This is a genomic window from Pseudochrobactrum kiredjianiae (genome assembly GCF_030362795.1).
Classification (GTDB): Bacteria; Pseudomonadota; Alphaproteobacteria; order Rhizobiales; family Rhizobiaceae; genus Pseudochrobactrum; species Pseudochrobactrum kiredjianiae.
This window is the reverse complement of sequence record NZ_JAUCBM010000003.1, coordinates 115,417-136,677: the sequence shown is the minus strand read 5'-3', so window position 1 is coordinate 136,677 and position 21,261 is coordinate 115,417. Positions and strand designations below refer to the sequence as shown.

General features: G+C 50.0%; 19 protein-coding genes. 12 read left to right on the top strand and 7 right to left on the bottom strand.

Annotation, left to right across the window (positions count from 1 at the left end):
• Positions 1-43 precede the first annotated feature (43 nt).
• The 3 genes from QUF18_RS08395 to trxB all read right to left on the bottom strand — a co-directional run bounded on the left by QUF18_RS08395 (position 44) and on the right by trxB (position 4,301).
• Positions 44-1,489 (bottom strand): NCS1 family nucleobase:cation symporter-1, encoded by a 1,446-nt coding sequence (locus tag QUF18_RS08395; protein WP_289386804.1) that lies wholly within the window; start codon positions 1,487-1,489, stop codon positions 44-46.
• A gap of 686 nt (positions 1,490-2,175) precedes the next feature.
• Positions 2,176-3,081 (bottom strand): LysR family transcriptional regulator, encoded by a 906-nt coding sequence (locus QUF18_RS08390; RefSeq protein ID WP_289386598.1) that lies wholly within the window; start codon positions 3,079-3,081, stop codon positions 2,176-2,178.
• Between the two features lie 260 nt (positions 3,082-3,341).
• The gene (trxB, locus tag QUF18_RS08385) at positions 3,342-4,301 is read right to left on the bottom strand and encodes a thioredoxin-disulfide reductase (protein ID WP_289386597.1); all 960 of its coding nucleotides are present in this window, start codon (positions 4,299-4,301) and stop codon (positions 3,342-3,344) included.
• 487 nt (positions 4,302-4,788) lie between these two features.
• Here trxB and QUF18_RS08380 point away from each other — a divergent pair, with 487 nt between their 5' ends.
• Together QUF18_RS08380 and QUF18_RS08375 are read left to right on the top strand one after the other, a co-directional pair.
• Positions 4,789-6,189, top strand: coding sequence for a TrkH family potassium uptake protein (locus tag QUF18_RS08380; protein WP_289386596.1), 1,401 nt, complete (start codon positions 4,789-4,791; stop codon positions 6,187-6,189).
• Between the two features lie 252 nt (positions 6,190-6,441).
• Positions 6,442-6,912 carry an Lrp/AsnC family transcriptional regulator gene (locus QUF18_RS08375; protein ID WP_289386595.1) on the top strand — a complete coding sequence of 157 codons (471 nt, stop codon included), beginning with the start codon at positions 6,442-6,444 and terminating at the stop codon, positions 6,910-6,912.
• Positions 6,913-6,974: 62 nt separating this feature from the next.
• Here QUF18_RS08375 and QUF18_RS08370 read toward each other — a convergent pair whose 3' ends face one another.
• Positions 6,975-8,054 (bottom strand): glycosyltransferase family 4 protein, encoded by a 1,080-nt coding sequence (locus QUF18_RS08370; protein WP_289386594.1) that lies wholly within the window; start codon positions 8,052-8,054, stop codon positions 6,975-6,977.
• A 3-nt stretch (positions 8,055-8,057) separates the two neighbouring features.
• A complete protein-coding gene (gene greA, locus QUF18_RS08365; protein ID WP_289386593.1) occupies positions 8,058-8,531 on the bottom strand; it encodes a transcription elongation factor GreA in 474 nt (157 codons plus the stop codon).
• Between the two features lie 703 nt (positions 8,532-9,234).
• Between greA and QUF18_RS08360 the strand changes: the two genes are divergently transcribed.
• The 8 genes from QUF18_RS08360 (at position 9,235) to QUF18_RS08325 (ending at position 18,276) form a co-directional block, all read left to right on the top strand.
• A complete protein-coding gene (locus QUF18_RS08360) occupies positions 9,235-10,152 on the top strand; it encodes a DMT family transporter (protein ID WP_289386592.1) in 918 nt (305 codons plus the stop codon).
• 207 nt (positions 10,153-10,359) lie between these two features.
• Entirely contained in the window at positions 10,360-11,535 is a 1,176-nt protein-coding gene (locus QUF18_RS08355; protein WP_289386591.1) for an alpha/beta hydrolase, read from the top strand.
• A gap of 333 nt (positions 11,536-11,868) precedes the next feature.
• Positions 11,869-12,423, top strand: a complete 555-nt coding sequence (locus QUF18_RS08350; protein ID WP_353074499.1) for an SH3 domain-containing protein — start codon at positions 11,869-11,871, stop codon at positions 12,421-12,423.
• 377 nt (positions 12,424-12,800) lie between these two features.
• Positions 12,801-15,380: an excinuclease ABC subunit UvrB gene (gene uvrB / locus QUF18_RS08345; RefSeq protein ID WP_374806721.1), complete on the top strand. Its 2,580-nt coding sequence runs from the start codon at positions 12,801-12,803 to the stop codon at positions 15,378-15,380.
• Between the two features lie 217 nt (positions 15,381-15,597).
• A complete protein-coding gene (locus tag QUF18_RS08340) occupies positions 15,598-16,503 on the top strand; it encodes a transglycosylase SLT domain-containing protein (RefSeq protein ID WP_289386589.1) in 906 nt (301 codons plus the stop codon).
• A gap of 389 nt (positions 16,504-16,892) precedes the next feature.
• Complete coding sequence (locus QUF18_RS08335; RefSeq protein ID WP_289386588.1) at positions 16,893-17,180, top strand: hypothetical protein; 288 nt, start codon at positions 16,893-16,895, stop codon at positions 17,178-17,180.
• Between the two features lie 27 nt (positions 17,181-17,207).
• Positions 17,208-17,423 carry a cold-shock protein gene (locus QUF18_RS08330; protein WP_113944678.1) on the top strand — a complete coding sequence of 72 codons (216 nt, stop codon included), beginning with the start codon at positions 17,208-17,210 and terminating at the stop codon, positions 17,421-17,423.
• Positions 17,424-17,778: 355 nt separating this feature from the next.
• Positions 17,779-18,276 carry a BA14K family protein gene (locus QUF18_RS08325; RefSeq protein WP_289386803.1) on the top strand — a complete coding sequence of 166 codons (498 nt, stop codon included), beginning with the start codon at positions 17,779-17,781 and terminating at the stop codon, positions 18,274-18,276.
• A gap of 75 nt (positions 18,277-18,351) precedes the next feature.
• Here QUF18_RS08325 and QUF18_RS08320 read toward each other — a convergent pair whose 3' ends face one another.
• The gene (locus QUF18_RS08320; RefSeq protein ID WP_122006668.1) at positions 18,352-18,996 is read right to left on the bottom strand and encodes an MBL fold metallo-hydrolase; all 645 of its coding nucleotides are present in this window, start codon (positions 18,994-18,996) and stop codon (positions 18,352-18,354) included.
• 169 nt (positions 18,997-19,165) lie between these two features.
• On the bottom strand, positions 19,166-19,444 hold the full coding sequence (locus QUF18_RS08315) for a hypothetical protein (RefSeq protein WP_289386587.1): 279 nt from the start codon (positions 19,442-19,444) through the stop codon (positions 19,166-19,168).
• Positions 19,445-19,839: 395 nt separating this feature from the next.
• On the opposite strand from QUF18_RS08315, the gene QUF18_RS08310 reads away from it, so the two are divergent.
• Both QUF18_RS08310 and QUF18_RS08305 read left to right on the top strand, forming a co-directional pair.
• The gene (locus QUF18_RS08310) at positions 19,840-20,349 is read left to right on the top strand and encodes a MarR family winged helix-turn-helix transcriptional regulator (protein ID WP_289386586.1); all 510 of its coding nucleotides are present in this window, start codon (positions 19,840-19,842) and stop codon (positions 20,347-20,349) included.
• Between the two features lie 146 nt (positions 20,350-20,495).
• On the top strand, positions 20,496-21,203 hold the full coding sequence (locus QUF18_RS08305; protein ID WP_113944674.1) for a response regulator: 708 nt from the start codon (positions 20,496-20,498) through the stop codon (positions 21,201-21,203).
• Positions 21,204-21,261 lie beyond the last annotated feature (58 nt).

Genomic DNA, 21,261 nt, shown 5'->3' with positions numbered 1-21,261 from the left:
TAGTGAAGCTCCCGAACGGTCACTGCCGTTCGGGAGCTTTTATTTATGCAGGCCGCCGATAAGGGCGCAGCTTCATGGCGATATAATAAATGCCACCACCAATCAGCACGCCAAAGAACCAGCCATAGATTGCCCACCAGTCGGGCAGAAGACTGGTGAACATCGGCAGGATACTGGAAAACAACGACCCGATTGCTGTTGCAATCAGCGCATTGATATTCCAGCCATTGGTGAAACGATATTCGCCATTCTCCTGATAGAGCGCCGCGACATTCACCTCACCTTTCGCAATCAGATAATAATCAACGAGAATAATGCCAAAGAGTGGCCCCATTGTTGCACCAATCGCATTAACAAAATGCGCTGCATTACCCTCCCATGGCGCAAAAGGATAGAGCAGCAAGGCAATCAGCGCTGCAATATAGCCGCCCTTTTTAAAATCGATATAGCGCGGCAGAGCATTGGAAAAATCAAACGCCGGCGACACGAAATTGGCGACGACATTGATCCCCAGCGTGGCAACCGCAAAAGTCAATGCGGCCAGCAAAGCCAGAAACCAGCTATCGAATTTTGCTGAAATCTGCTCCGGATGCAGCAGCACCTCGCCATAAACGTTAAAGGCTGCAATGGTTGTAATTCCCGCCACCAGTGAGAACAGCATCAGATTTACCGGTAGCCCCCAGAGATTACCTTTCAGCAGGGTCTTTTTATCCGGTGTGTAGCGGGAGAAATCGCAGAAGTTTAAATAAAGCGCCGCGAAATAAGTCACCCATGTTGCCGCAACAGCCATCAGCGCCCAGAACGTGCCCGGCTCTCCCGGTACGCCTGCATCTTTGGTTGCAGTGAGCAGCACATCCTGCGGAATACCGTGTTCAAAGGAAAAGCCGCCAGCCTTGATCACCAGACCTATAGCCAGCACCAGCATGGCAATCCAGACAGCAGGCCCCGCCCAGTCCTGAAACTTACGAACAGTCTCCATACCATTTTGAATTATCAGCAATTGCAATGCCCAGACGATCAGAAAACAAATCGCCGAGAGCGTGCTATGCCCCATAAAGAATGAGGTCTGGTGAAATTCCAGCAGACTTTCATTGCGGATCAACAGTGCCACAATCGCACTGGAAGCCGCTGCCGTCTGCGCTCCATACCAAAAGCTGGCAACTATCGCCCGCACCAGCGCAGGCAGATTAGCACCCCAAATCCCGAAAGACGCGCGCGCCAGCACCGGATAAGGCACACCAGTCTTTACGCCCGCATAGCCCATAAGATTCATCAGAAAAAAGATGATCAGCGAGCCCGCACCCATTGCGATAACAAAATTGATAAAACCGCCGCACAGCAGGAACAGGCTTGCGGCGAGATAATAGCCCCACAGGCTGTGAACATCCGATGTCCACACGTTAAAAATACTAAATGCGCCCCAATTGCGTTTCTGCGCGGGGGCAAGATCTTCATTATATAAATTTGGCGAAGCATCAGTGATGCGCATTACAAAGTCTCCCATTAGAGCGCATCCCGAAAAGTGTGAAGCAGTTTTCGGATAAAGATGCGCGTTAAAACAAATATTTAGAGCGACGATCTGATCCAATCAGATCGAAACTCGCTCTAAATCAGGGATGACTTAACCGGTCATTCTTACGCATAGTCTCCGGCACTCAACACAACATCCGGCAATCGAATGCGGTCCAAATCTCCGGTTACCTCCCTCGTTTTAAAATAAATAATTTAAATATTCCGGCACATCAGCATTCTGCTCTGCGGTGCCGTATATCATATGAGCGGGAATAAATTTTAAAGTCCAGCACAAACCAATGGGCAGCTTCATGTCAGTAAGTACTGCATTATACTGTACTTAATCACGCTTCTATCGGATGCAGGAATTTGGACAAAAAAAAGCCGGACATAAGCCCGGCTTGGAATTTTGAAGGCGTCATATGGACAAGCCTTCGAGGGGAACACTTAGGATGCGCAATGGGAGGAGGAGACGCATCACTAAGATGACTTGTATATGCCTTTTTACGCGGAAGACCACAACGAACGATATTGCAGAGCAGCTATGCATTTTCGAATAGCTCCCTATCTTGAAACAATTTTCTTTGCACAGATGCGTATTCCAGCCCTTTAAACACAAAAAAAGCCGGTAAAACCGGCTTTCTCAGACTGTTTTCTGCGTTTTTAAAACGACCAATTTCTCGCTTTGGAGAAAATAAAATCACGGAACACATGCAGCTTCGCCGCATTTTTCAAGGCTTCGGGATAGCAGAAGAATGTATCGAAGGAAGGGATCTCCCCGAGCGCCGGCAACAAACGCACCAGACCGGATGTTTTATCCGCCATATAATCCGGCAACACACCAATCCCGACACCACCCAGCACCGCACGGCGGATCGACAGCAGATTATTGACCTGCAAGGTCGGAATGCGCGCACTGCCATCGGTTTTACCGGCAGTTTCCAGCCAGTTCAGCCCCATCAGATAAGACGGTGCAGATTCGCCAAAAGTCACGATACGATGTTCATCCAGTTCCTCAATGGCATTGAGCTTGCCATATTTGGCAATATAGCCTTCGGACGCATAGACATGCATATGCACGGTAAACATGCGTCGCTGGATCAGATCCGGCTGCTGCGGCTGACGCAGGCGCAAGGCGCAATCCGCATGACGCATCGTCAAATCCAGTTCCTCATCATCAAGGATCAGCTGCACCTGAACATCAGGATAAAGATCAGCAAATTCCTCCATCCGCTCAATCAGCCAGCCGGAGCCTAAGCCCACTGTTGTTGTCACGCGCAGGCGTCCGGAAGGCTTCTCACGGTTTTCATTGAGTTTGGAACGAACATTCTCAAGTTTCATCAGCACATCATGTGCTGTACGATACAGGATTTCACCCTGCTCTGTCAGAATAAGGCCACGCGCATGACGATAGAACAGCGCCACGCCGACGTCCTGCTCCAGCGCGCTCACCTGACGCGAAATCGCCGACTGCGATAAATGCAATGTCTGCGCTGCATGGGTAAACGAGCCGGCCTCAGCAGCGGCATGAAAAATGCGTAGCTTATCCCAGTCAAGTGGTGCCACCACACGATCCCCTTTTCATGCAATGCCCGTTATCAAAAGAACGGACATTGCTTTTTATCCTCCGGCACAATGCGGAACATCCGCTCTGTACTTCCCATTACAACTGCATGCCAATATCCGGCAGTAAATCAGAATCGGCTAATAACTACCACAAGATAAACAACAAAATTTTGTGGCAACTTTAAAGAGCACGCACAGGAAATATCAGCTAGCGGTATCAGATATTGGCCATAATTATTTGCAAACTCAACCTTTTATAAAAGTTAAGCGGCGGGTTGCATTGCCAGCCAGCGCTCTGCTTCCAGCGCAGCCATACACCCCATGCCCGCAGCAGTTACAGCCTGACGGTAAATATCATCAGTCACATCACCGGCAGCATAAACACCTTCAATGCTGGTTGCTGTCGAATCCGGTGCTGTCCACAAATAACCGCTGTCTTTCATTTTCAGCACATCTTTAAACAATGATACTGCCGGTGCATGACCGATAGCGACAAAGACACCATCCGTTTTCACTTCGGTGATCGCACCGCTTAACGTATCTTTCAGGCGGGCGCCGGTCACAAGCGGCCCCATTGGCGGCGTTGCCGGATTGCCGGTAATTTCCTCGACCGCATGGTTCCAGATCACTTTCACATTCTCACGCGACAACAGGCGTTCCTGCAAAATCTTTTCCGCACGGAAGCTGTCACGACGATGCACAACAGTCACCGATTTCGCGATATGTGAAAGATACAGCGCTTCTTCAACGGCAGTATTACCGCCGCCGACAACAATCACGTCCTTGCCGCGATAGAAGAAACCATCACAGGTTGCGCAGGCAGAAACCCCGCCACCCATAAAATGCTGTTCGCTTTCCAGACCCAGCCATTTGGCCTGCGCACCGGTCGCAATAATCAAAGCGTCACAGGTATAGACAGCGCCGCTATCAGTTTTCGCCGTAAACGGGCGTTTGGAAAGATCAACTGCTGAGACCAGATCATAGACGATTTCAGCACCGACATTCTGTGCCTGCGTTGCCATCTGTTCCATCATCCACGGCCCCTGAACGGTTTCAGCATAGCCCGGATAGTTCTCCACATCAGTTGTAATCATCAACTGACCACCCTGCTCCAGTCCGGTGATGATAACCGGTTTCAGCATGGCACGGGCTGCATAAATGGCCGCCGTATAACCGGCAGGGCCCGAACCGATAATGAGGACTGGAACATGGCGCTGTGTCATAAACTCTTCTCTTTCCGCATAACTTTCTGACTGCTTGTGGCATGGGTTAAGGGCATGCCGTGCAGCGATACTGTGAAACTAGATTTCGCAGTCTGCGATTACAAGCTGAAGTCAGGCTTAATCACAGGCAAGTTTGTGCCAGCGGCCAAAAACTGCTGCGGTGTTTCTGAGAAGTCACAAACCCGCTTTAGTAACTGCGCCCCATAGGAAATGCATAAAAATTTTGCTAAAGCATGTCGCAGCTAAATATTTTCATTTGAGCTACCGCGAGCATGCGAAAATTAAAAGAATCTAGAGCATGCGGCATGCTCTAGCTTCCTATAGTTTTCCTATAAAGATGCAAATCCGTACTGCTTTGCTCAAAACAAGTCACCCGCTTGAGGACATAGCAACACGCAGTCCTGCTTGCAGGAAAGATTATTACAGCCGAGAGGGCAGGATCATATTTCGTTTTGTCAGCAATATCTGTGCGCGCTTAGGCATGATTATGGCAGTGGCCATGCTATTTCCTGCTATTTTTGACTTGCGCGACGGAACACCGGACTGGCTGATTTTCATCCGCTCATCACTGTTTACCGCCGTGGTATCCTCGCTGGTTTTTCTCTCAACGCAGAATAGTCAGGTGCGTTTTTCGCCACGTCTCGGATTCCTGCTCACGGTTTCGCTCTGGGTCACAGCCGCCTTGCTCGGCTCAATCCCGTTTTATTTCTCGCATCTGCCGATCAGCTTCGCGACAGCCTTGTTTGAATCCACCTCCGGTATTACCGCCACCGGCTCCACCGCCCTCACCGGCCTAGATCAGATGCCGCGCGGCATTCTGATCTGGCGCTCACTGCTTTGCTGGATCGGCGGTATCGGGTTCATCGGTTTGGCGCTCTTGCTGCTGCCATCACTGCGCATCGGCGGGGTGCAGCTTTTCCATATGGAATCATCGGATAAATCGGAGAAAATCCTGCCGCGCGTCAACCAGCTGGCCATCGGCATTATTATTGCCTATTGCGGCCTGACAATCCTGTGCATTCTGGCGTTTTTTGCGGCAGGCATGGGCATGTTTGATGCCATTAATCACGGGCTGACAACGATCTCCACCGCCGGTTATTCAACCCATGATTCCTCTTTCGGCTTCTTTGAAGGCAATAATGCTATTCTGATTGTCGCCATGGTCTTTATGACCCTCGGCTCCCTGCCGTTTATTCTCTACATCAAAGCTGTCATTCCGCAGCAAATGCCCAATCTGCTTGATCCGCAGATCAAGCTGTTTCTCGCTCTGATTGCGATCTTCACCTTTGGCCTCGCCGTCTTGCTGCGTATCAGCTCGGATATGCCGTTTGGCACAGCTTTGCTGACAGCAGGTTTTCACTTCATTTCCGTGATTACCACCACCGGCTTTGCCACTGAGGATTACACGCTTTGGGGGCCTGCGGCAGTCGGCGTGTTCTTTCTTGCTTCTTTTGTCGGTGGTTGTGCCGGTTCAACATCCGGCGGCATGAAAATCAACCGCATCATCATTTTATGGCGCACCACGCAGGCCAGCCTGACCCGTTTAGTCATGCCCCATGCGATTGTTAAAGCCCGTTATGGCACCACGGAAATCACGCCGGATATTGCGCAAAGCGCCCTGCTCTACCTGTTCCTGTATTTTGCATCACTGGTACTTGGCACGATGGCACTGGCAATTTTCGGGCTGGATTTCATCTCGGCCTTTACCGGCGCGCTCACAGCCCTGTCCAATGTCGGCCCGGGGCTTGGTGAAACCATCGGCCCCGCAGGTAACTTCTCAACCATCAATGATAATGCGCTCTGGGTTCTAAGCTATCTCATGCTGGCGGGACGTCTGGAGCTGATCACAGTGGTTATTCTGTTTACCCGCGCCTTTTGGGTACGCTAAACAGCATTGTTCACGAAAAACTGATCTGCCCGCAGAAAAGAAAACGATGCAGAATGGTTGATAATTTCAATTACCCATTCTCATTTTTCCATTCATGTTATAATGCAGAGACTCTAAAGCAATTCTTGGAAACGCTGCCAATAGCGTAGCGCCTTGCATTGTTGTTATATAATTGCTTTATGCATACAAACGACTTTCATGCTGCCCTGTGGCAGTTCACCGCTTTTTTATTGCCTCTCTTATGGAGTTCCTATGCCGATTAAGGTTGATCTTGACGATATTGACTGGAAAATTCTGCGGGAACTGCAAAATGACGGGCGGATGACAAATGTCGAGCTGGCGGAACGCGTCGGCATCTCGGCACCGCCATGCCTGCGTCGCGTACGCAAGCTTGAAGAAAGCGGCATCATTCAGGGTTATCAGGCGATTATCAAAGGCGAAGCCGTTGGGCAGGATCTGGTAGCATTTTGCTCTATCGGCCTGAAACACCAGTCCGACAGCGAGCTGAAAGCCTTTGCAGAGAAAACCAAATCATGGTCGCTGGTACGCCGCGCATGGATGGTATCCGGTGAATCCGACTTCCTGCTGCATTGCGTTGCACCGAACCTCAACGCCTTTCAGACTTTCGTGATTGAAGAGCTGACCGCAACACCAAATGTGGATTCAGTCCGTACGGCGCTGACCATCAAGCCGGTTAAAGACGAAGTGCTGATCGCGATTTAAGTCTCAGCATATTTCTAAATATGAAAAAAGCCGGTGAAAACCGGCTTTATTTATTTCTGCATTTATTTCTGCTCGAAAATACGCTCGTAAAAAGCGCCAATTGTTTTCGCCTCCCGCTCCAGCGGGAAGAACTCGCGTACACGCTGCAAACCCGTTTCAGCATGTTTGGCGGCAAGGGCTGGATCGCGCAGATAGTTTTCAATCGCAGGCGCCATGGTTGCACCAGAAGGCACAACATAACCGGTTTCACCCTCAATCACGATTTCAGGATAGGCACCGGCATCACTCGTCACTACAGCTGTTTCAGAGGCCATAGCTTCCAGTGGGGTCAGGCCAAAACCTTCGGTACGCGATGGCGCAACATAAACATCCAGACGGCGATACCATGAGCTGATGCTATCCGCCTGCGGATCGCTACTCACAAACGGCACTTCGCCTAAGAAAACAATACGCTCCGCCAAACCGGCTTTGCGCACCTTCTCCTGTAATTCTTTTTCAAAGTTGACATGCTCAGCTGTCGCGCGACCGGCGACCACCGCAGTCCACTCAGGATAGCGCGGCAGCAACTCAATCATCGCATCAACAAAAAGGTCAGTGCCTTTTTGATGGCGCACACGGCCAAAACAGCCAATAGCATATTTGCCAGGCAAGCCGCTCGCTGCAAAGCGATCCTGATCATTGCGCGGCGGATGGAACTGCTCCAAATCAATGCCGTGCATACTCACAATATGCGGCACTTCCAGATAGCTCGCTGTGCGACCACTGGTTGCCAGAATACCGTCCATACGACGGATCAGCCATTTGGTAAATTTCTTGTGGTGGCGTTGTGAAGCTGAAGTAAAAATCACTTTCAGCTTCATCCGCAGCACATCACGCATGATAATGCCCGCGAGCATTTCAACATTGCGGCGGGCGTGCCAGATACGGAATTTTTTGCCGGATGCAGGCTTGCGCCACAATCCGGCAAGATCTCGCAAGTTCACATGCGGCAGGTCATCCGGCAAGCCCCTTCCGACAGCTGCTATCCTGACCCCCATTTTACGCTGCACCGGCACCAGCTGAACAATCGTCGAGGTGACGCCGGAGAGACGTTTTTTAAAATTCGGAGCCAGAATATCTGTGTCGATCAGGGGTACACGCACCGGTTAAATAAATCTCATACCAAGAATTTCATAGGAACGGGCACCGCCCGGTGCATTGAATTCTACAGTATCCCCTGCACTTTTACCAATCAAAGCACGCGCAATCGGCGACGAGATAGAAATGCGGCCTTTTTTAACATCCGCTTCCTGATCGCCAACGATCTGATAAATACGCTCTTCTTCGCTGTCTTCATCGATCAGCGTGACTGTCGCGCCGAATTTAATCGTCGTACCCGTCAACTTAGCAATATCGATCACTTCAGCGCGGGCGACATAATCTTCCACTTCGCCGATGCGACCTTCATTGAGGCTCTGCGCTTCTTTCGCAGCATGATATTCGGCATTTTCAGAGAGATCGCCATGTGCGCGCGCTTCCGAAATCGCTTCGATAATGCGCGGACGCTCCTCTTGCTGACGCCAGCGCAGTTCCTCTTTCAGCTGATCAAATCCAGCTTGTGTCATAGGGAACTTTTCCATGCCCTGTCCTTTCTCATGCCTGATGCGCGTTTTTAAATCGCGCTTAACCATCCCGCAGCCACTGGCTGCGAATATGCAGAAACAAAAACCAAGAGTATTCCGTCACATTTTGCCGGAGATCACCCTCAAGACTCAAAAATAAAACGGTCACCGAAGCAGTGCTTCGGAACCGTTCACCATTCATCACCTATTTGGGTTATCGTGCCAGCTTTGCAAGCAAAAAGAAAGAGTAAAAAGCATCGTCAAAAAACTTGTGAAAAAGTTAGGGGTCGCCAACCTTTTTCCAAGTTTTTCTGCAACAAAAATTTATAAAAACTGATCTTTTTTACTCAAAGTCTCCAAGAATATTTACATAAGAAGATTATCATAAAAGACATTCGATAATCAACAAGACTTCAGTATTAAGTATTATAAATGAGATCAGGCAGGAAAAACTACCGAGAAGAGTGTGAGAATCAATTTATTAATACGCCATCACACTGTATTCTCAGCTGAAATACACCTTGCTTTCCTGCAATAATACAGCATAGTGACCGCGCTTCAGCCCATTATCCTGAACGTTTTGGCCGGACATCTATTGAACTCTGTCTCCTTATAAAACAGAATTTTCATTTTCCGGCAGGCAGACAGCAGCGCTTTATGTGAGCGGTGACCAACAGGACTGAAACATTATTTGCTTCTTTCTGTATACCGCAGGCCTCACATGACTCAGACACGCGCTAATCTACTGCTTCTTTTTGCCGGCCTGATCTGGGGTCTCGGCTTTGTCGCCCAGTCCACGGCGATGGAGAATATCGGCCCGCTCACCTTTATCGGACTGCGCTTCATTGTTGCTACAGCCGCCGTTCTGCCATTTGCCCTGCGCGAAACTGCGCGGGCAACCAAGCCACTCAGCGCCTCCGATTATAGAGCTTTTGCAATTCTCGGCAGCATGTTGTTTTCCGGCATGGTTCTGCAACAGACCGGCCTGCTCACAACATCTGTCACCAATGCAGGCTTTTTAACCGGCCTTTATGTGGTGCTGGTTCCGATTTTAGGGGTGCTGTTATTCTCGCAATGGCCACATCCGATTGTCTGGCTCTCCGCGGCCTTCAGCCTGACCGGTATTTTTATGTTGTCCGGCGGCGCTCTCAACAGTTTCAGCCAAGGCGACTGGCTGATGATCGGCGGCGCATTCTTCTGGGCTTTGCAAGGCTTGTTCATTGCCCGTTACGCCCTCCGCATTGGCAGACCCGTGACAATGGCCTGCACCCAATTCGCCGTTGTTGCTATTGCCGGCCTTATCGCTGCGATGATTTTTGAACAGACCAGCTGGCAGGCTATTCAGGCCGCTGCCCCGGAAATTCTGTTCACCGGTGTGTTTTCATCAGGGGTCGCCTTTACCTTGCAGGCAATCGGCACGCGCTACACCAGCGCACCGCAGGCAGCGATTTTCCTGTCTTCGGAAGCGCTGTTTGCAGCGCTGTTCGGTGCCATTATTTTGAGCGAACGCCTGCCAATGATCGGCCTTGCCGGTTGCGCTTTGATTTTCCTGTCAATGATGATGGTAGAAATCGTACCGCGCCTGCGCTTTACTAAAACAAAGCCAGTAAAAACAATATTTGCAGAGAATCCCGAGTGATATTTTAGCAATAGTAAATATGACCTAAAAGACACGCCGCCCTTTCAAATGCCTGTGTAGTTCCTTTTAACCGATTGCCAGAGCCTTCAATTACTGCTTTTAGAACATAGGGCATCCTTAACAGTACAAGGACGCTCAGATACATTACTATTCGTGATTTTCTTCGTAGTTTTCAGGCCTCAATTACCGGTAAGGATAAAGCAGCGAATGACTCGTATATTATTTCTGGCATTCGTATCCATCATGCTCAGTGGCTGTACAGGCTCCCGCGCTGTACTCTGGCATGGTCCTAATTCCAGTCCGGCATCAATCGCTGCGGCGAATGCTGCTATTGTTAAACCGGCCAAACCCGCTGCTGTGGTGCCAGTTTTTGTTGCAACCAGCCGCCAGCATAGCAATGATTTCTCGCTGCCTTTCAACGCCAAGCGCTCGGATCACCTTAACTTCGCCCGTGTTGATGTCGGCATTCCGAAAGCGCATGTGAAAGGCGTTGTGGAAAAAACCGGTTACAAACCTGATCCGGCCAAACATTTTGCTGCCGTTAGCATGCAGAATTTTGACAGTGGCAATGCTTTTGTTAATCAGCTTAATCAGGCGCTCGATCAGCGCGGCCCTCAAGAGCAGGAATTGCTGGTTTTTGTCCACGGGTATAACAACAATTTCGCTGACAGTACTTTCCGTACAGCCCAGTTTGCACATGATTACGGCTTGAAATCCGTCGCCGTTCATTATGCATGGCCATCAGCCGCATCGCTCGGACTTTATGTCTATGACCGCGACAGCGCCGATTTCGCACGCGACGGATTGGCAGAATTGCTGGAACTGGCAGCCAAAACCAAAGCCAAGCGTATTCTGCTCGTTGGTCACTCCATGGGCAGCTTTGTGACTATGGAGGCCCTGCGCACCCTGTCGCTCAATGAAAAACAATCCACGCTGAAGCGCCTGACCAATGTGCTGCTTGCCGCGCCAGACATCGATCTCGACCTGTTCGAAAAGCAGGTCAAAGACGTCAAACCATTACCACCAATGGGCGTAATGGTTTCTCGCAATGACAGCGCTCTGAATATTTCAGGTCGTATTACCGGCGGTCATGCCCGTGTTGGCGACGGCTCGGGAATTGAAACATTGCAAAAATACGGCATCGCCGTACTTGATGCCAGTAAGGTTGACGGCGGCGATCACAGTGTCTTCGCCTCCTCCCCGACCCTGATGGCACTGGTCAATGATGGCAGCCTGTCTTTCGATACACTGAAAGGTGAAGGACAAACATCCGGTCAGGCGATGCTGGCAGACGGCACCAATGTTGTTGCCGGTGCAGCATCGATGGTTATCTATCTGCCCGGCCGTATTCTGACAGCAGCAGCCAGCGGTTTTCAGCAATAAGGCCTGACTTCAACATCATCCCCTTCGCTTGTTCATGAGGGTGATGATGCATAATAAGCTTTGCAAAGTAACTATATTCCGCATTATTCATTTCATCACCGTCAGCAAAACATTATATTAGAGCGCCGTGCGCCATACTTGGCACACAAAGGTCGCTCTAACACTTTCAAATGAGAGCATAATTTTACCTTAAACTGATCCAAGTTTAAGGAATTATGCTCTAATTACATATGCATTCAGGCTGTATTCATATAGCCCCGCATAGATTTGTAATAAGCACGCTGTTTTGTCCTCTGCATAACAAGAACAGACACACTTCATGAGGAGACTGAAATGAGACGGATTATTAAATCGGCGATCATTGCCGTTGCTCTATTCTCTGCCACGGCTGCACATGCTGCAAATGCGATTGTCACAACCAATCTTAATCTGCGCACCGGCCCTGGCACGAACTATCCGACTGTCGGTTCTATTCCTAACGGCGCACGCGTTGATGTCAGCGGCTGCACCAGCGGCTACGGCTGGTGTCAGGTGAATTATGCAGGCCGTTTTGGCTGGGCAGCTTCCCGTTATCTCGCAGTCCGTGAAGGCTCTTCCGGCAATTATAGCAACAATAACTTCGGCACTACTGCTGCAACAATCGGCATTCCGTTGATTGCAGGTGTGGTTATCGGCTCCGCGCTCAATAACAACCATAAAGACCGTTATTATGATCGCCCATATTATCGTCCGCACCAGCCAAACTACCGTCCGCACAATCGTCCAAGACCACCACATTCAGGCTGGAACAATAATAATCGCCCAAGACCTTCGCAGCCGGGCTGGAATGGCAACCACAACAACCGCCCGCATAATTCCAACTCGGGCCGTCCAAGCCATCGCAGATAAGATTTGCGCAGTCAGTTGACCACACCCAAAACGCTGCAGAGCCATCTGCGGCGTTTTTCATTTTATAAAATCGCTGCGCAGACAGTGCGTACCCTTTTCGTTCTATACTTATATACCTATATTCGGTATATCTGAGCATCCTGACTTCCGTTTCTGCCCGCCGAGAGAGTTCTGACATGTCCAAACAAGATAAGTCATCGCAAAAGCCTGAAGATCTGAACGAGCCTTCGCACGACTCAGGTCCCAGTGAAGCGCCGAACGACTCAGGCCTCGGCGAAGCGCCGCATGACTCAGGCTTCGGCGAAGCGCCTCAGGCAGAATTCACCGGCATTCCGCTTTCTTCATCTGTCGGCGACTGGTCACGCATGATCAGCGAAATGGCAGAACAGCCGGAAGCCCTGCCCGCTGCCCCCAAATCCGCACCCGCTAAAAAACCGGCAGCAAAAAAGCCAGAAGCCAAAAAAGCTCCGTCTTCCAAAGCCAAAGCCGCGACACTGAAAGAACGTGTTGCAGCAGGCCTTAATCCGGTCTCCGGCATGGACATCACCATGGAAGACGCCGCCAACATGCCTTCCAGTGGTGCAACGGCAACAGTAGAAGCTTTGTCTGCCTTGATTGAATCCGGCAATCCGCTGTTCAAAAACGGTAAGCTTTGGGCACCGCACAGACCGGAGCGTCCTGAAAAGTCTGAAGGCGGTATCCGCATCCAGATGGAAACCGAATATACCCCTTCCGGTGACCAGCCGACGGCGATTGCCGAACTGGTGGAGGGTATTGAGAACAATGACCAGACACAGGTTCTGCTTGGGGTCACCGGCTCAGGTAAGACCTTTACCGTTGCCAATATTATTGAGCGCACCCAGCGTCCTGCTTTGATCCTTGCACCAAACAAAACACTGGCAGCCCAGCTTTACGGCGAGTTCAAAAGCTTCTTCCCGAATAATGCGGTCGAATATTTCGTCTCGTATTATGATTATTATCAGCCGGAAGCCTATGTCGCGCGCTCCGATACCTTCATTGAGAAGGAATCCTCGATCAATGAAGAAATCGACCGGATGCGCCACTCTGCCACCCGTTCATTGATTGAGCGCGATGACGTGATTATCGTGGCCTCCGTTTCCTGTATTTATGGTATCGGCTCGGTCGAAACCTATACAGCGATGACCTTTGAGATGAAGATCGGTGACCGTCTCGATCAGCGCCAGCTCCTCGCCGATCTGGTGGCACAGCAATATAAGCGGCAGGATATCAATTTCGTGCGCGGCTCTTTCCGCGTGCGCGGTGATACAATTGAACTCTTCCCCGCCCACTTGGAAGATCGCGCATGGCGCATCTCACTCTTTGGCGATGAGATTGAAACCATTACCGAGTTTGATCCGCTCACCGGCCAGAAAACCGGCGACCTCAAATCCGTAAAAATCTATGCGAACTCGCACTATGTAACGCCACGCCCGACACTCAATCAGGCGATCAAGTCCATCAAGGATGAGCTCAAACATCGCCTTGTTGAACTCAACAATGCCGGCCGCCTGCTCGAAGCCCAGCGTCTTGAACAGCGCACGACCTTCGATCTGGAAATGCTGGAAGCAACCGGCTCCTGTGCCGGTATTGAAAACTATTCCCGCTATCTCACCGGTCGCCAGCCGGGTGAACCGCCACCGACATTGTTTGAATATATTCCTGATAATGCTCTGGTTTTCATCGATGAAAGCCATGTGACCGTTCCACAGATTGGCGGCATGTATCGGGGCGACTTTAAGCGCAAAGCAACTTTGGCGGAATATGGCTTCCGCCTGCCATCATGCATGGATAACCGCCCGCTGCGTTTTGAAGAGTGGGACGCAATGCGCCCGCAAACTGTTGCCGTATCGGCCACTCCCGGCAAATGGGAAATGGAGCAATCCGACGGTGTCTTTGCTGAACAGCTGATCCGACCGACCGGTCTGATCGATCCGCCGGTAGAAGTGCGCCCTGCCCGCTCGCAGGTTGATGACGTTCTGGGGGAAATCCGCGAGACAGCGAAAAACGGCTATCGCTCGCTGGTCACCGTGCTGACCAAACGCATGGCCGAAGACCTCACTGAATATTTGCACGAACAAGGTGTGCGCGTGCGTTATATGCACTCGGATATTGATACGCTGGAACGTATCGAAATCATCCGTGATCTGCGCCTTGGCACATTTGATGTTCTCATCGGCATCAACTTGCTGCGTGAAGGTCTGGATATACCGGAATGTGGTTTCGTTGCTATTCTCGATGCGGATAAAGAGGGTTTCCTGCGTTCAGAAACCTCATTGGTACAGACAATCGGCCGTGCTGCGCGAAATGTCGATGGCCGTGTTATTCTCTATGCCGACAAAATTACCGGCTCGATGGAACGGGCGATGGGGGAAACCAATCGTCGCCGCGAAAAACAAGTCGCTTACAATACTGAACACGGCATTACTCCGGCATCGGTACGTAAGAATATCTCGGATATTCTTAATTCCGTTTACGAGCGGGATCATGTTCGCGCGGATATCAGCGGCTTTGCTGAACAAGGTGGTATGGTTGGCAATAATCTCGGCGCCCATCTTGAACATCTTGAGAAAAAAATGCGCGATGCCGCAGCCGATCTCGACTTTGAAACAGCCGCAAGACTGCGTGACGAAATCAAACGCCTGCGTGAAAAAGAGCTGGCTATTGCAGATGATCCTTTGGCGCGCGAAGCAGAAATGTCGCTTGAACGGCCGTCCCGGGGCGGCGGCAAAACATCGCCCTCACCATCCCTGTTCAAAAAACCATCGCTCGACAATATGGGCCCCGGCACAGATATGGCAAAACCGCTCGGACCACAAAGTGATGATGATCCTGCACCAGTCCGGCGACATCGTACCGGTGCGGGTTCCTATGAAGATCCGGTCGATGTGAAGCGTAAAACCCGCCGCTCAGGAAAAACAGGACGGCCAGGAAAATAAACGCCTGTATATTGACAGTAAACAGCGAAGAACGCATGAAAGCTAAAGCACACTCCAAAAAATGTGAAACGTTTTTTGGGATAAATGCGCGTAAAAAAGATAGAGCATATCCAGTGGTTCTGCCTGAACTGGGAATGCGTTCTTCATGTTTTGCTTAACACTATCCTGTCTGAACCTGTTTCAGAATATACAGGATACGCTCTGACAGGGTTATTTTATGCGCCTTCCGGCCGGTATACTTGCTGCAACTTTGCTGTCTTTTCCGGCCTTTGACCTGCCGGTTACTTTTGCGCAGACAGAAACGGAAGACAAATCCCCTTCACCTGACAAACCGGCCAGTACAAAAGCAGATAAACCTGCTACACCTGATATTGCACAAATTTGCGGCCTGATTGCCGGTGCTGCCGAAAAGCACGGTATTCCGCCGAATTTCTTCGCACGGCTGATCTGGAAAGAAAGCCGCTTTGATCATCTCGCCGTCAGCCCTGTCGGTGCGCAAGGCATTGCACAATTCATGCCCTATACGGCCAAAGAGCGCGGTCTGACTGATGCCTTTAATATTGAACTGGCGCTCCCTGCCTCTGCATCCTTTCTCAAAGACTTGCATGACAGCTTCGGCAATTGGGGACTGGCCGCCGCTGCCTATAATGCAGGGCCGACACGTCTGTCGAACTGGATGAAGAATGGTGGCTTTTTACCGCTGGAAACCGAGAATTATGTTCTCTCGATTACCGGAAGAAGCGTGGATCATTTCAGCACCGGACAGGAACTGACGGACACCCCGCTGGATGACAAGCTGCCGTTTCTGCAAGCCTGCCAATTACTGCCCATCATGCAGACCCGCTCAATACCAATGGCTCGGCTCAATCCGTTCCCTTGGGCAGTACAGGTGGCCGGTAACTTCCGGCAAAGCGCCGTCAGCGCCCAGTGGAACCGGATACGAAAACAAAACCCAAAACTCTTTGCAGGACGCGAAGTCTATATTTCCCGTATTCGCAGTCCGATGGGTAAAAGAGGCATTTATGTCGCTCGCCTTGGTGCCAGTAATCGCCAGTCAGCGGATGCGCTGTGTCAGCAAATCAGAATCAGTGGCGGCTCCTGTATTATTCGAAAAAACCGCTAGTTTTCGCGCTCCAAGCTAATGGTTCTGTTTTTCTGAAACCATTTTCAACAGAACAACGGGATTAACGTGAACGTAAATATTCAACAAGCAAACCAGCCGAAGGCAAACGAAATATTCTTTCGTCACTCCCGCTGAGATCTGCCACCGAGACCGGCGATTTTAACGCAAAAGCAGCACTGAAAAATCATTTCAGGCAGTGAAAATGCCGCCATGACCAATGTAAAACGGGATTTTTGTGTATTTTTTACGCAAAATATTGCGATTTTTAAGTGCTATCAACCTTATTTAGTACATTGAACTACATTGTTTGATTGTTTTTCAAAGGCTCTCAAAGCTAAATACAACTTAATTTATCTTATTATGCTTTTTAATGAAGTATCTTTGACTATATGACTATTATTCCTTTATTACGAACCAACTTGGCAAAGAAAAAACCGCCTTTTAACAAAAATTTGCTTGCCAAATATCTTTCTATAGATCAGTCTGAAAATGTTCGGGCATTTGGCGAACAATGGAAGACTGGAAGAACGGCGCGCCGGAACCGCTACAAGCTCCGGGTCAGGCAACTGACAATGATCGGCTCCTTTCCTGATTTCGATAACTGCCTGCATACCCCTACCGCTGGGCGTGTGGTGCGCATAGCGGTTCGAAAAATTCCGTTTTGGATAAAACCATAACGGCGCCAAGGAAAAGGAACGTATCCCATGGCACAGACCGGCATAGTCAAATTCTTTAATGGTGAAAAAGGCTTTGGCTTTATTAAACCGGATAATGGCGGACCAGATATCTTTGTTCATATCTCTGCTGTTCAGGCTTCAGGTTTGACAAATCTCGCCGACAACCAGAAAGTTTCTTACGAAACTGAACCGGATCGTCGCGGCAAAGGCCCTAAAGCAGTTGATATCAGCATCACTGAATAAGAAACACGCGTTGCATATGCGTTCCTTTAATGAATAAACGCATTAAGCCGCTATGCAATCAGTGCTTCTACACAGAAACCCCGGTTATGCCGGGGTTTTTTATTGCCTGCATATCCCCGGCCTCATCCGCGATGCAATCCGCTTCATGTTTTCCCGTTACCAAATGTGAAAGACCAGCCTCTTTGAAAAGCTGAACACTACCCCTATTTCTTGTTCAGCAAGCATTCATATGCCCTGCTTTATAAACAGGTCAACATCCGGTCAGCAGCTTAAAAGCCCGCAGACCAGACAAGACCCAAACGGCAAGATGCCGACAGAGCTGAATGCATAGCTTCGTAAGGAGGCAAAGATTATGATGAATAAACTGGCCAAGACCACTCTGATCGCAGGTCTCGCATTTGCTACATTTGCTGGCAATCTTTCAGTCGCATCCGCTGACGACTGGGGTCGCCGCCATGGTGGCTGGAACAATGGCGGCTGGAATCATGATAATGGCTGGCGCAACCGTGACAGAGACTGGGATCGTCGCGATCGCCGCCGTGACCGCAACAATGCCATAGCCGCAGGCGTTCTCGGCCTTGCAGCAGGTGCCATTATTGCTGGCGCTATGTCTCAGCCGCAGCCACAGCCGGTCTATCGCGAACCGATTTATAATGCTCCTCCGCCACCACCGCGCAATTACTATCCTGCGCAGCCTGCACGCGGAAACTACGGCAATAATTATGGCGGCTCATATCAGCCATGGACACGTGAATGGTATAACTGGTGTTCACAGAAATACCGTTCATTCAATGCTCAGACCGGTACATTCCGGGGCTATGACAGCCGTGATCACTTCTGTGTCGGAAAATAAACGGTGCACCTCTGAATACAGAAACCGCCGGATTATCCGGCGGTTTTTATTGGCTATATCGTTAAGCAGGCAGAATTACCCGACCAAAAACGGATTGCCGCGACGCTCATCGCCAAAACGACTACCCGCGCCATGCCCACAAATAAAACTGTATTCATCGCCCAAAGGCAGCAGTTTTTCTTTAATCGAGCGGATCAGCGCTTCATGATCGCCACCTGGCAAATCCGTACGACCGACCGAGCCGTTGAACAGAACATCACCGACAATAGCGAAATGCATGGCCTTATTGATAAACACCACATGCCCCGGTGAATGACCCGGACAATGCAGAACCTCAAACTTCTCACCGGCTACTTCTAACACATCCCCTTCCTTCAACCAGCGATCCGGCTGAAAATTACGATAGCCGCTGCCTAAGCCATATTTGGCCGCTGAAGATTCCACATTATCATAGAGAAACGCATCTTCTTCCTGCGAGCCGATAATCGGCACCTGTAAAGCATCGCGCAGATCGGCTGCAGCACCGATATGATCCACATGGCCATGGGTGATCCAGATTGCTTCAATCTTCAGCTGATTGTTCTCAATCACTTCTTTAATCGCATCAACATCGCCACCCGGATCAACAACAACACCGGCCTTGGTATCCTTGTCAAAAAGAATGGTACAGTTCTGCCGGAACGGCGTTACCGCAATTATAATTGCCTGAAGCTGGCTCATTTCTCACCCGATTAATTTGTCCGAACAGGCCATCTTCTCTTGCTGCACTGCTACGCAAAAAGAAAAGGATAGCCGAAGCTACCCTTTATATAGACTTTTAAAAATAAAATTGCAGCGTCTGACAAAACAAAACATCTTGTCAGTTATCGCCTCAGACCTGAGCAATCACTCAGGCTTTCGACATGCTATTCTTAATCAGACCAACAACAGCTGTCAGCACAGCACCACCAGCACCACCGCCGATTAACTGGCCGACGATACCGTTCAGCGCGGAATCAACACCGCCACCTGTCAGCATTGGCAGTAGTTGACTCAGGATCAGACCGCCAATACCACCGGCAATCGTATTACCTGCTGTACCAAGACTAAGATTTTTGATTGCCCCGGCAAGATTACCGCCAACAGCACCGGCGACTAACTGCACGAGAATAGGTACTATCGCATCCATAATTGTCACCCCAAATATTGTTTCACATCAAAGTAAAACACTTTGACTTGCTGATGATGCCAAGAAAAAGAAAGCTGTCAATTCTTATAATAATCACCTGTCAAATTGAACAACACCACATCGCATATCCCTTCATTGATAGATCGGATAAAATGCTGCATTTCCTGTAACCGATGTTGCTATAAATAACGCTAAAGCAGATAATTGAGGGTAAGATACAGATATTCTATCCGCACGGTGAAAGCGCTGATAGAGAAACAGACAGCAATTTACTAAAGCGCATCCCGAAAGTGCGAAGCGGTTTTCGGACTAAGATGTGCGTAAAAACGAATAGATAGAGCGATTCCAATGTTTCAGGCTTAACCGGAACCGCTCTAAACCAACCGGAGACCAACGTGCGTTTCAATACCAATGATACAACTATTCGTGCAGCCCTGTCAGAAGATGAGGTCAACGATCTGGGCATCATTGAGCTTTTGTTCTTCTCCTATCGCGATTTTACGGCTGATCCCGACAAGCAGCTTGAAACTATGGGGTTTGGCCGCGCGCATCACCGTGTTCTCTACTTCGTCAACCGCAAACCCGGTATGAGCGTTGCCGAGTTGCTGGACGTTCTGAAAATTACCAAGCAAAGCCTTGCGCGTGTGCTGAAACAGCTGGTTGATAACGGTCATATTGTTCAGTTGACCGGCGAAGCAGACCGCCGCCAGAGAGAGCTTTATCCGACCATTTCCGGCCGTGAGCTTATTCTGTCGCTTACACAGCCACAGTCAAACCGCATTGCCGCAGCACTGGCTGAAAGCAATGTCACAGAAAAACGTATCATCCAAAATTTCCTGAAAGCAATGGTCAACAGCGACCAGCGCGATCAGATCGACAGCCTTCCTATCAACCAATCAAACTGAACCGGTAAATATAAACAGCCATCATTCACATAGTGTGTATATCCGCGAACCAAACACGCAGGTAAAGACTAGCAATAAAGAATGAGATGACTGGCTTCACGCCCGTTAAAAGGCACCAAAAGCTCTGTACTGAAAGGGTAAAACCAATGACCAGCGAAGACACAATTCTGTCCGACGATGCACCGCATTTGCTGGTGGTTGATGATGATACCCGTATCCGCAGCTTGCTGTCGCAATATCTAAGCACGACCGGCTATCGTGTGACCATGGCAGCCAATGCACAGGAAGCCCGCCGCAAGCTGGAAGGCATTGATTTTGATCTGATTGTCCTCGACGTCATGATGCCAGGCGAAAGCGGTGTAGAACTGACCCGCTCGCTACGCGAGAAAAAGTCGGTTCCAATCCTGATGCTGACAGCGCTGTCGGAAACCGACAGCCGTATTAATGGTCTTGAAGCCGGTGCCGATGACTATCTCTCTAAGCCATTTGATCCGCGCGAACTGACGCTGCGTATCAATAATATTTTGCGCCGCGGTGCCCAGCCGACACAGCATATTATCGAGCAGATTGTTTTCGGCCCTTACACATTTTCTATTCCGCGCAAGGAACTCAAACAGGGCGGCGAAGTTATTAAACTGACAGATCGCGAACAGGATATTATGACGATCTTCGCGGAACGCGCCGGTGAAACTGTGCCACGCCATGAGCTGACCGGTCAGGACGGTGAAGTCGGTGAACGAACAATTGATGTGCAGATCAACCGCCTGCGCCGTAAAATCGAAGTTGACCCTGCCAACCCGATCTGGCTGCAAACTGTGCGCGGCATCGGCTACAAACTGAGCATTGAGCAATAAGAGCAGCCAGCAAACGGATCTGTATGCGGCATAACAGGAGACATTAGCTTTTGCTGAG

What these genes read in the sequence shown, in the direction of transcription:
- QUF18_RS08395 (WP_289386804.1), bottom strand. Translation starts at nt 1,489, where the DNA reads ATGCGCATCACTGATGCTTCGCCAAATTTATATAATGAAGATCTTGCC.
- trxB (WP_289386597.1), bottom strand. Translation starts at nt 4,301, where the DNA reads ATGACACAGCGCCATGTTCCAGTCCTCATTATCGGTTCGGGCCCTGCC.
- QUF18_RS08380 (WP_289386596.1), top strand. Translation starts at nt 4,789, where the DNA reads ATGGCAGTGGCCATGCTATTTCCTGCTATTTTTGACTTGCGCGACGGA.
- QUF18_RS08375 (WP_289386595.1), top strand. Translation starts at nt 6,442, where the DNA reads ATGCCGATTAAGGTTGATCTTGACGATATTGACTGGAAAATTCTGCGG.
- greA (WP_289386593.1), bottom strand. Translation starts at nt 8,531, where the DNA reads ATGGAAAAGTTCCCTATGACACAAGCTGGATTTGATCAGCTGAAAGAG.
- QUF18_RS08360 (WP_289386592.1), top strand. Translation starts at nt 9,235, where the DNA reads ATGACTCAGACACGCGCTAATCTACTGCTTCTTTTTGCCGGCCTGATC.
- QUF18_RS08355 (WP_289386591.1), top strand. Translation starts at nt 10,360, where the DNA reads ATGACTCGTATATTATTTCTGGCATTCGTATCCATCATGCTCAGTGGC.
- QUF18_RS08350 (WP_353074499.1), top strand. Translation starts at nt 11,869, where the DNA reads ATGAGACGGATTATTAAATCGGCGATCATTGCCGTTGCTCTATTCTCT.
- uvrB (WP_374806721.1), top strand. Translation starts at nt 12,801, where the DNA reads ATGGCAGAACAGCCGGAAGCCCTGCCCGCTGCCCCCAAATCCGCACCC.
- QUF18_RS08340 (WP_289386589.1), top strand. Translation starts at nt 15,598, where the DNA reads ATGCGCCTTCCGGCCGGTATACTTGCTGCAACTTTGCTGTCTTTTCCG.
- QUF18_RS08335 (WP_289386588.1), top strand. Translation starts at nt 16,893, where the DNA reads ATGACTATTATTCCTTTATTACGAACCAACTTGGCAAAGAAAAAACCG.
- QUF18_RS08330 (WP_113944678.1), top strand. Translation starts at nt 17,208, where the DNA reads ATGGCACAGACCGGCATAGTCAAATTCTTTAATGGTGAAAAAGGCTTT.
- QUF18_RS08325 (WP_289386803.1), top strand. Translation starts at nt 17,779, where the DNA reads ATGAATAAACTGGCCAAGACCACTCTGATCGCAGGTCTCGCATTTGCT.
- QUF18_RS08320 (WP_122006668.1), bottom strand. Translation starts at nt 18,996, where the DNA reads ATGAGCCAGCTTCAGGCAATTATAATTGCGGTAACGCCGTTCCGGCAG.
- QUF18_RS08315 (WP_289386587.1), bottom strand. Translation starts at nt 19,444, where the DNA reads ATGGATGCGATAGTACCTATTCTCGTGCAGTTAGTCGCCGGTGCTGTT.
- QUF18_RS08305 (WP_113944674.1), top strand. Translation starts at nt 20,496, where the DNA reads ATGACCAGCGAAGACACAATTCTGTCCGACGATGCACCGCATTTGCTG.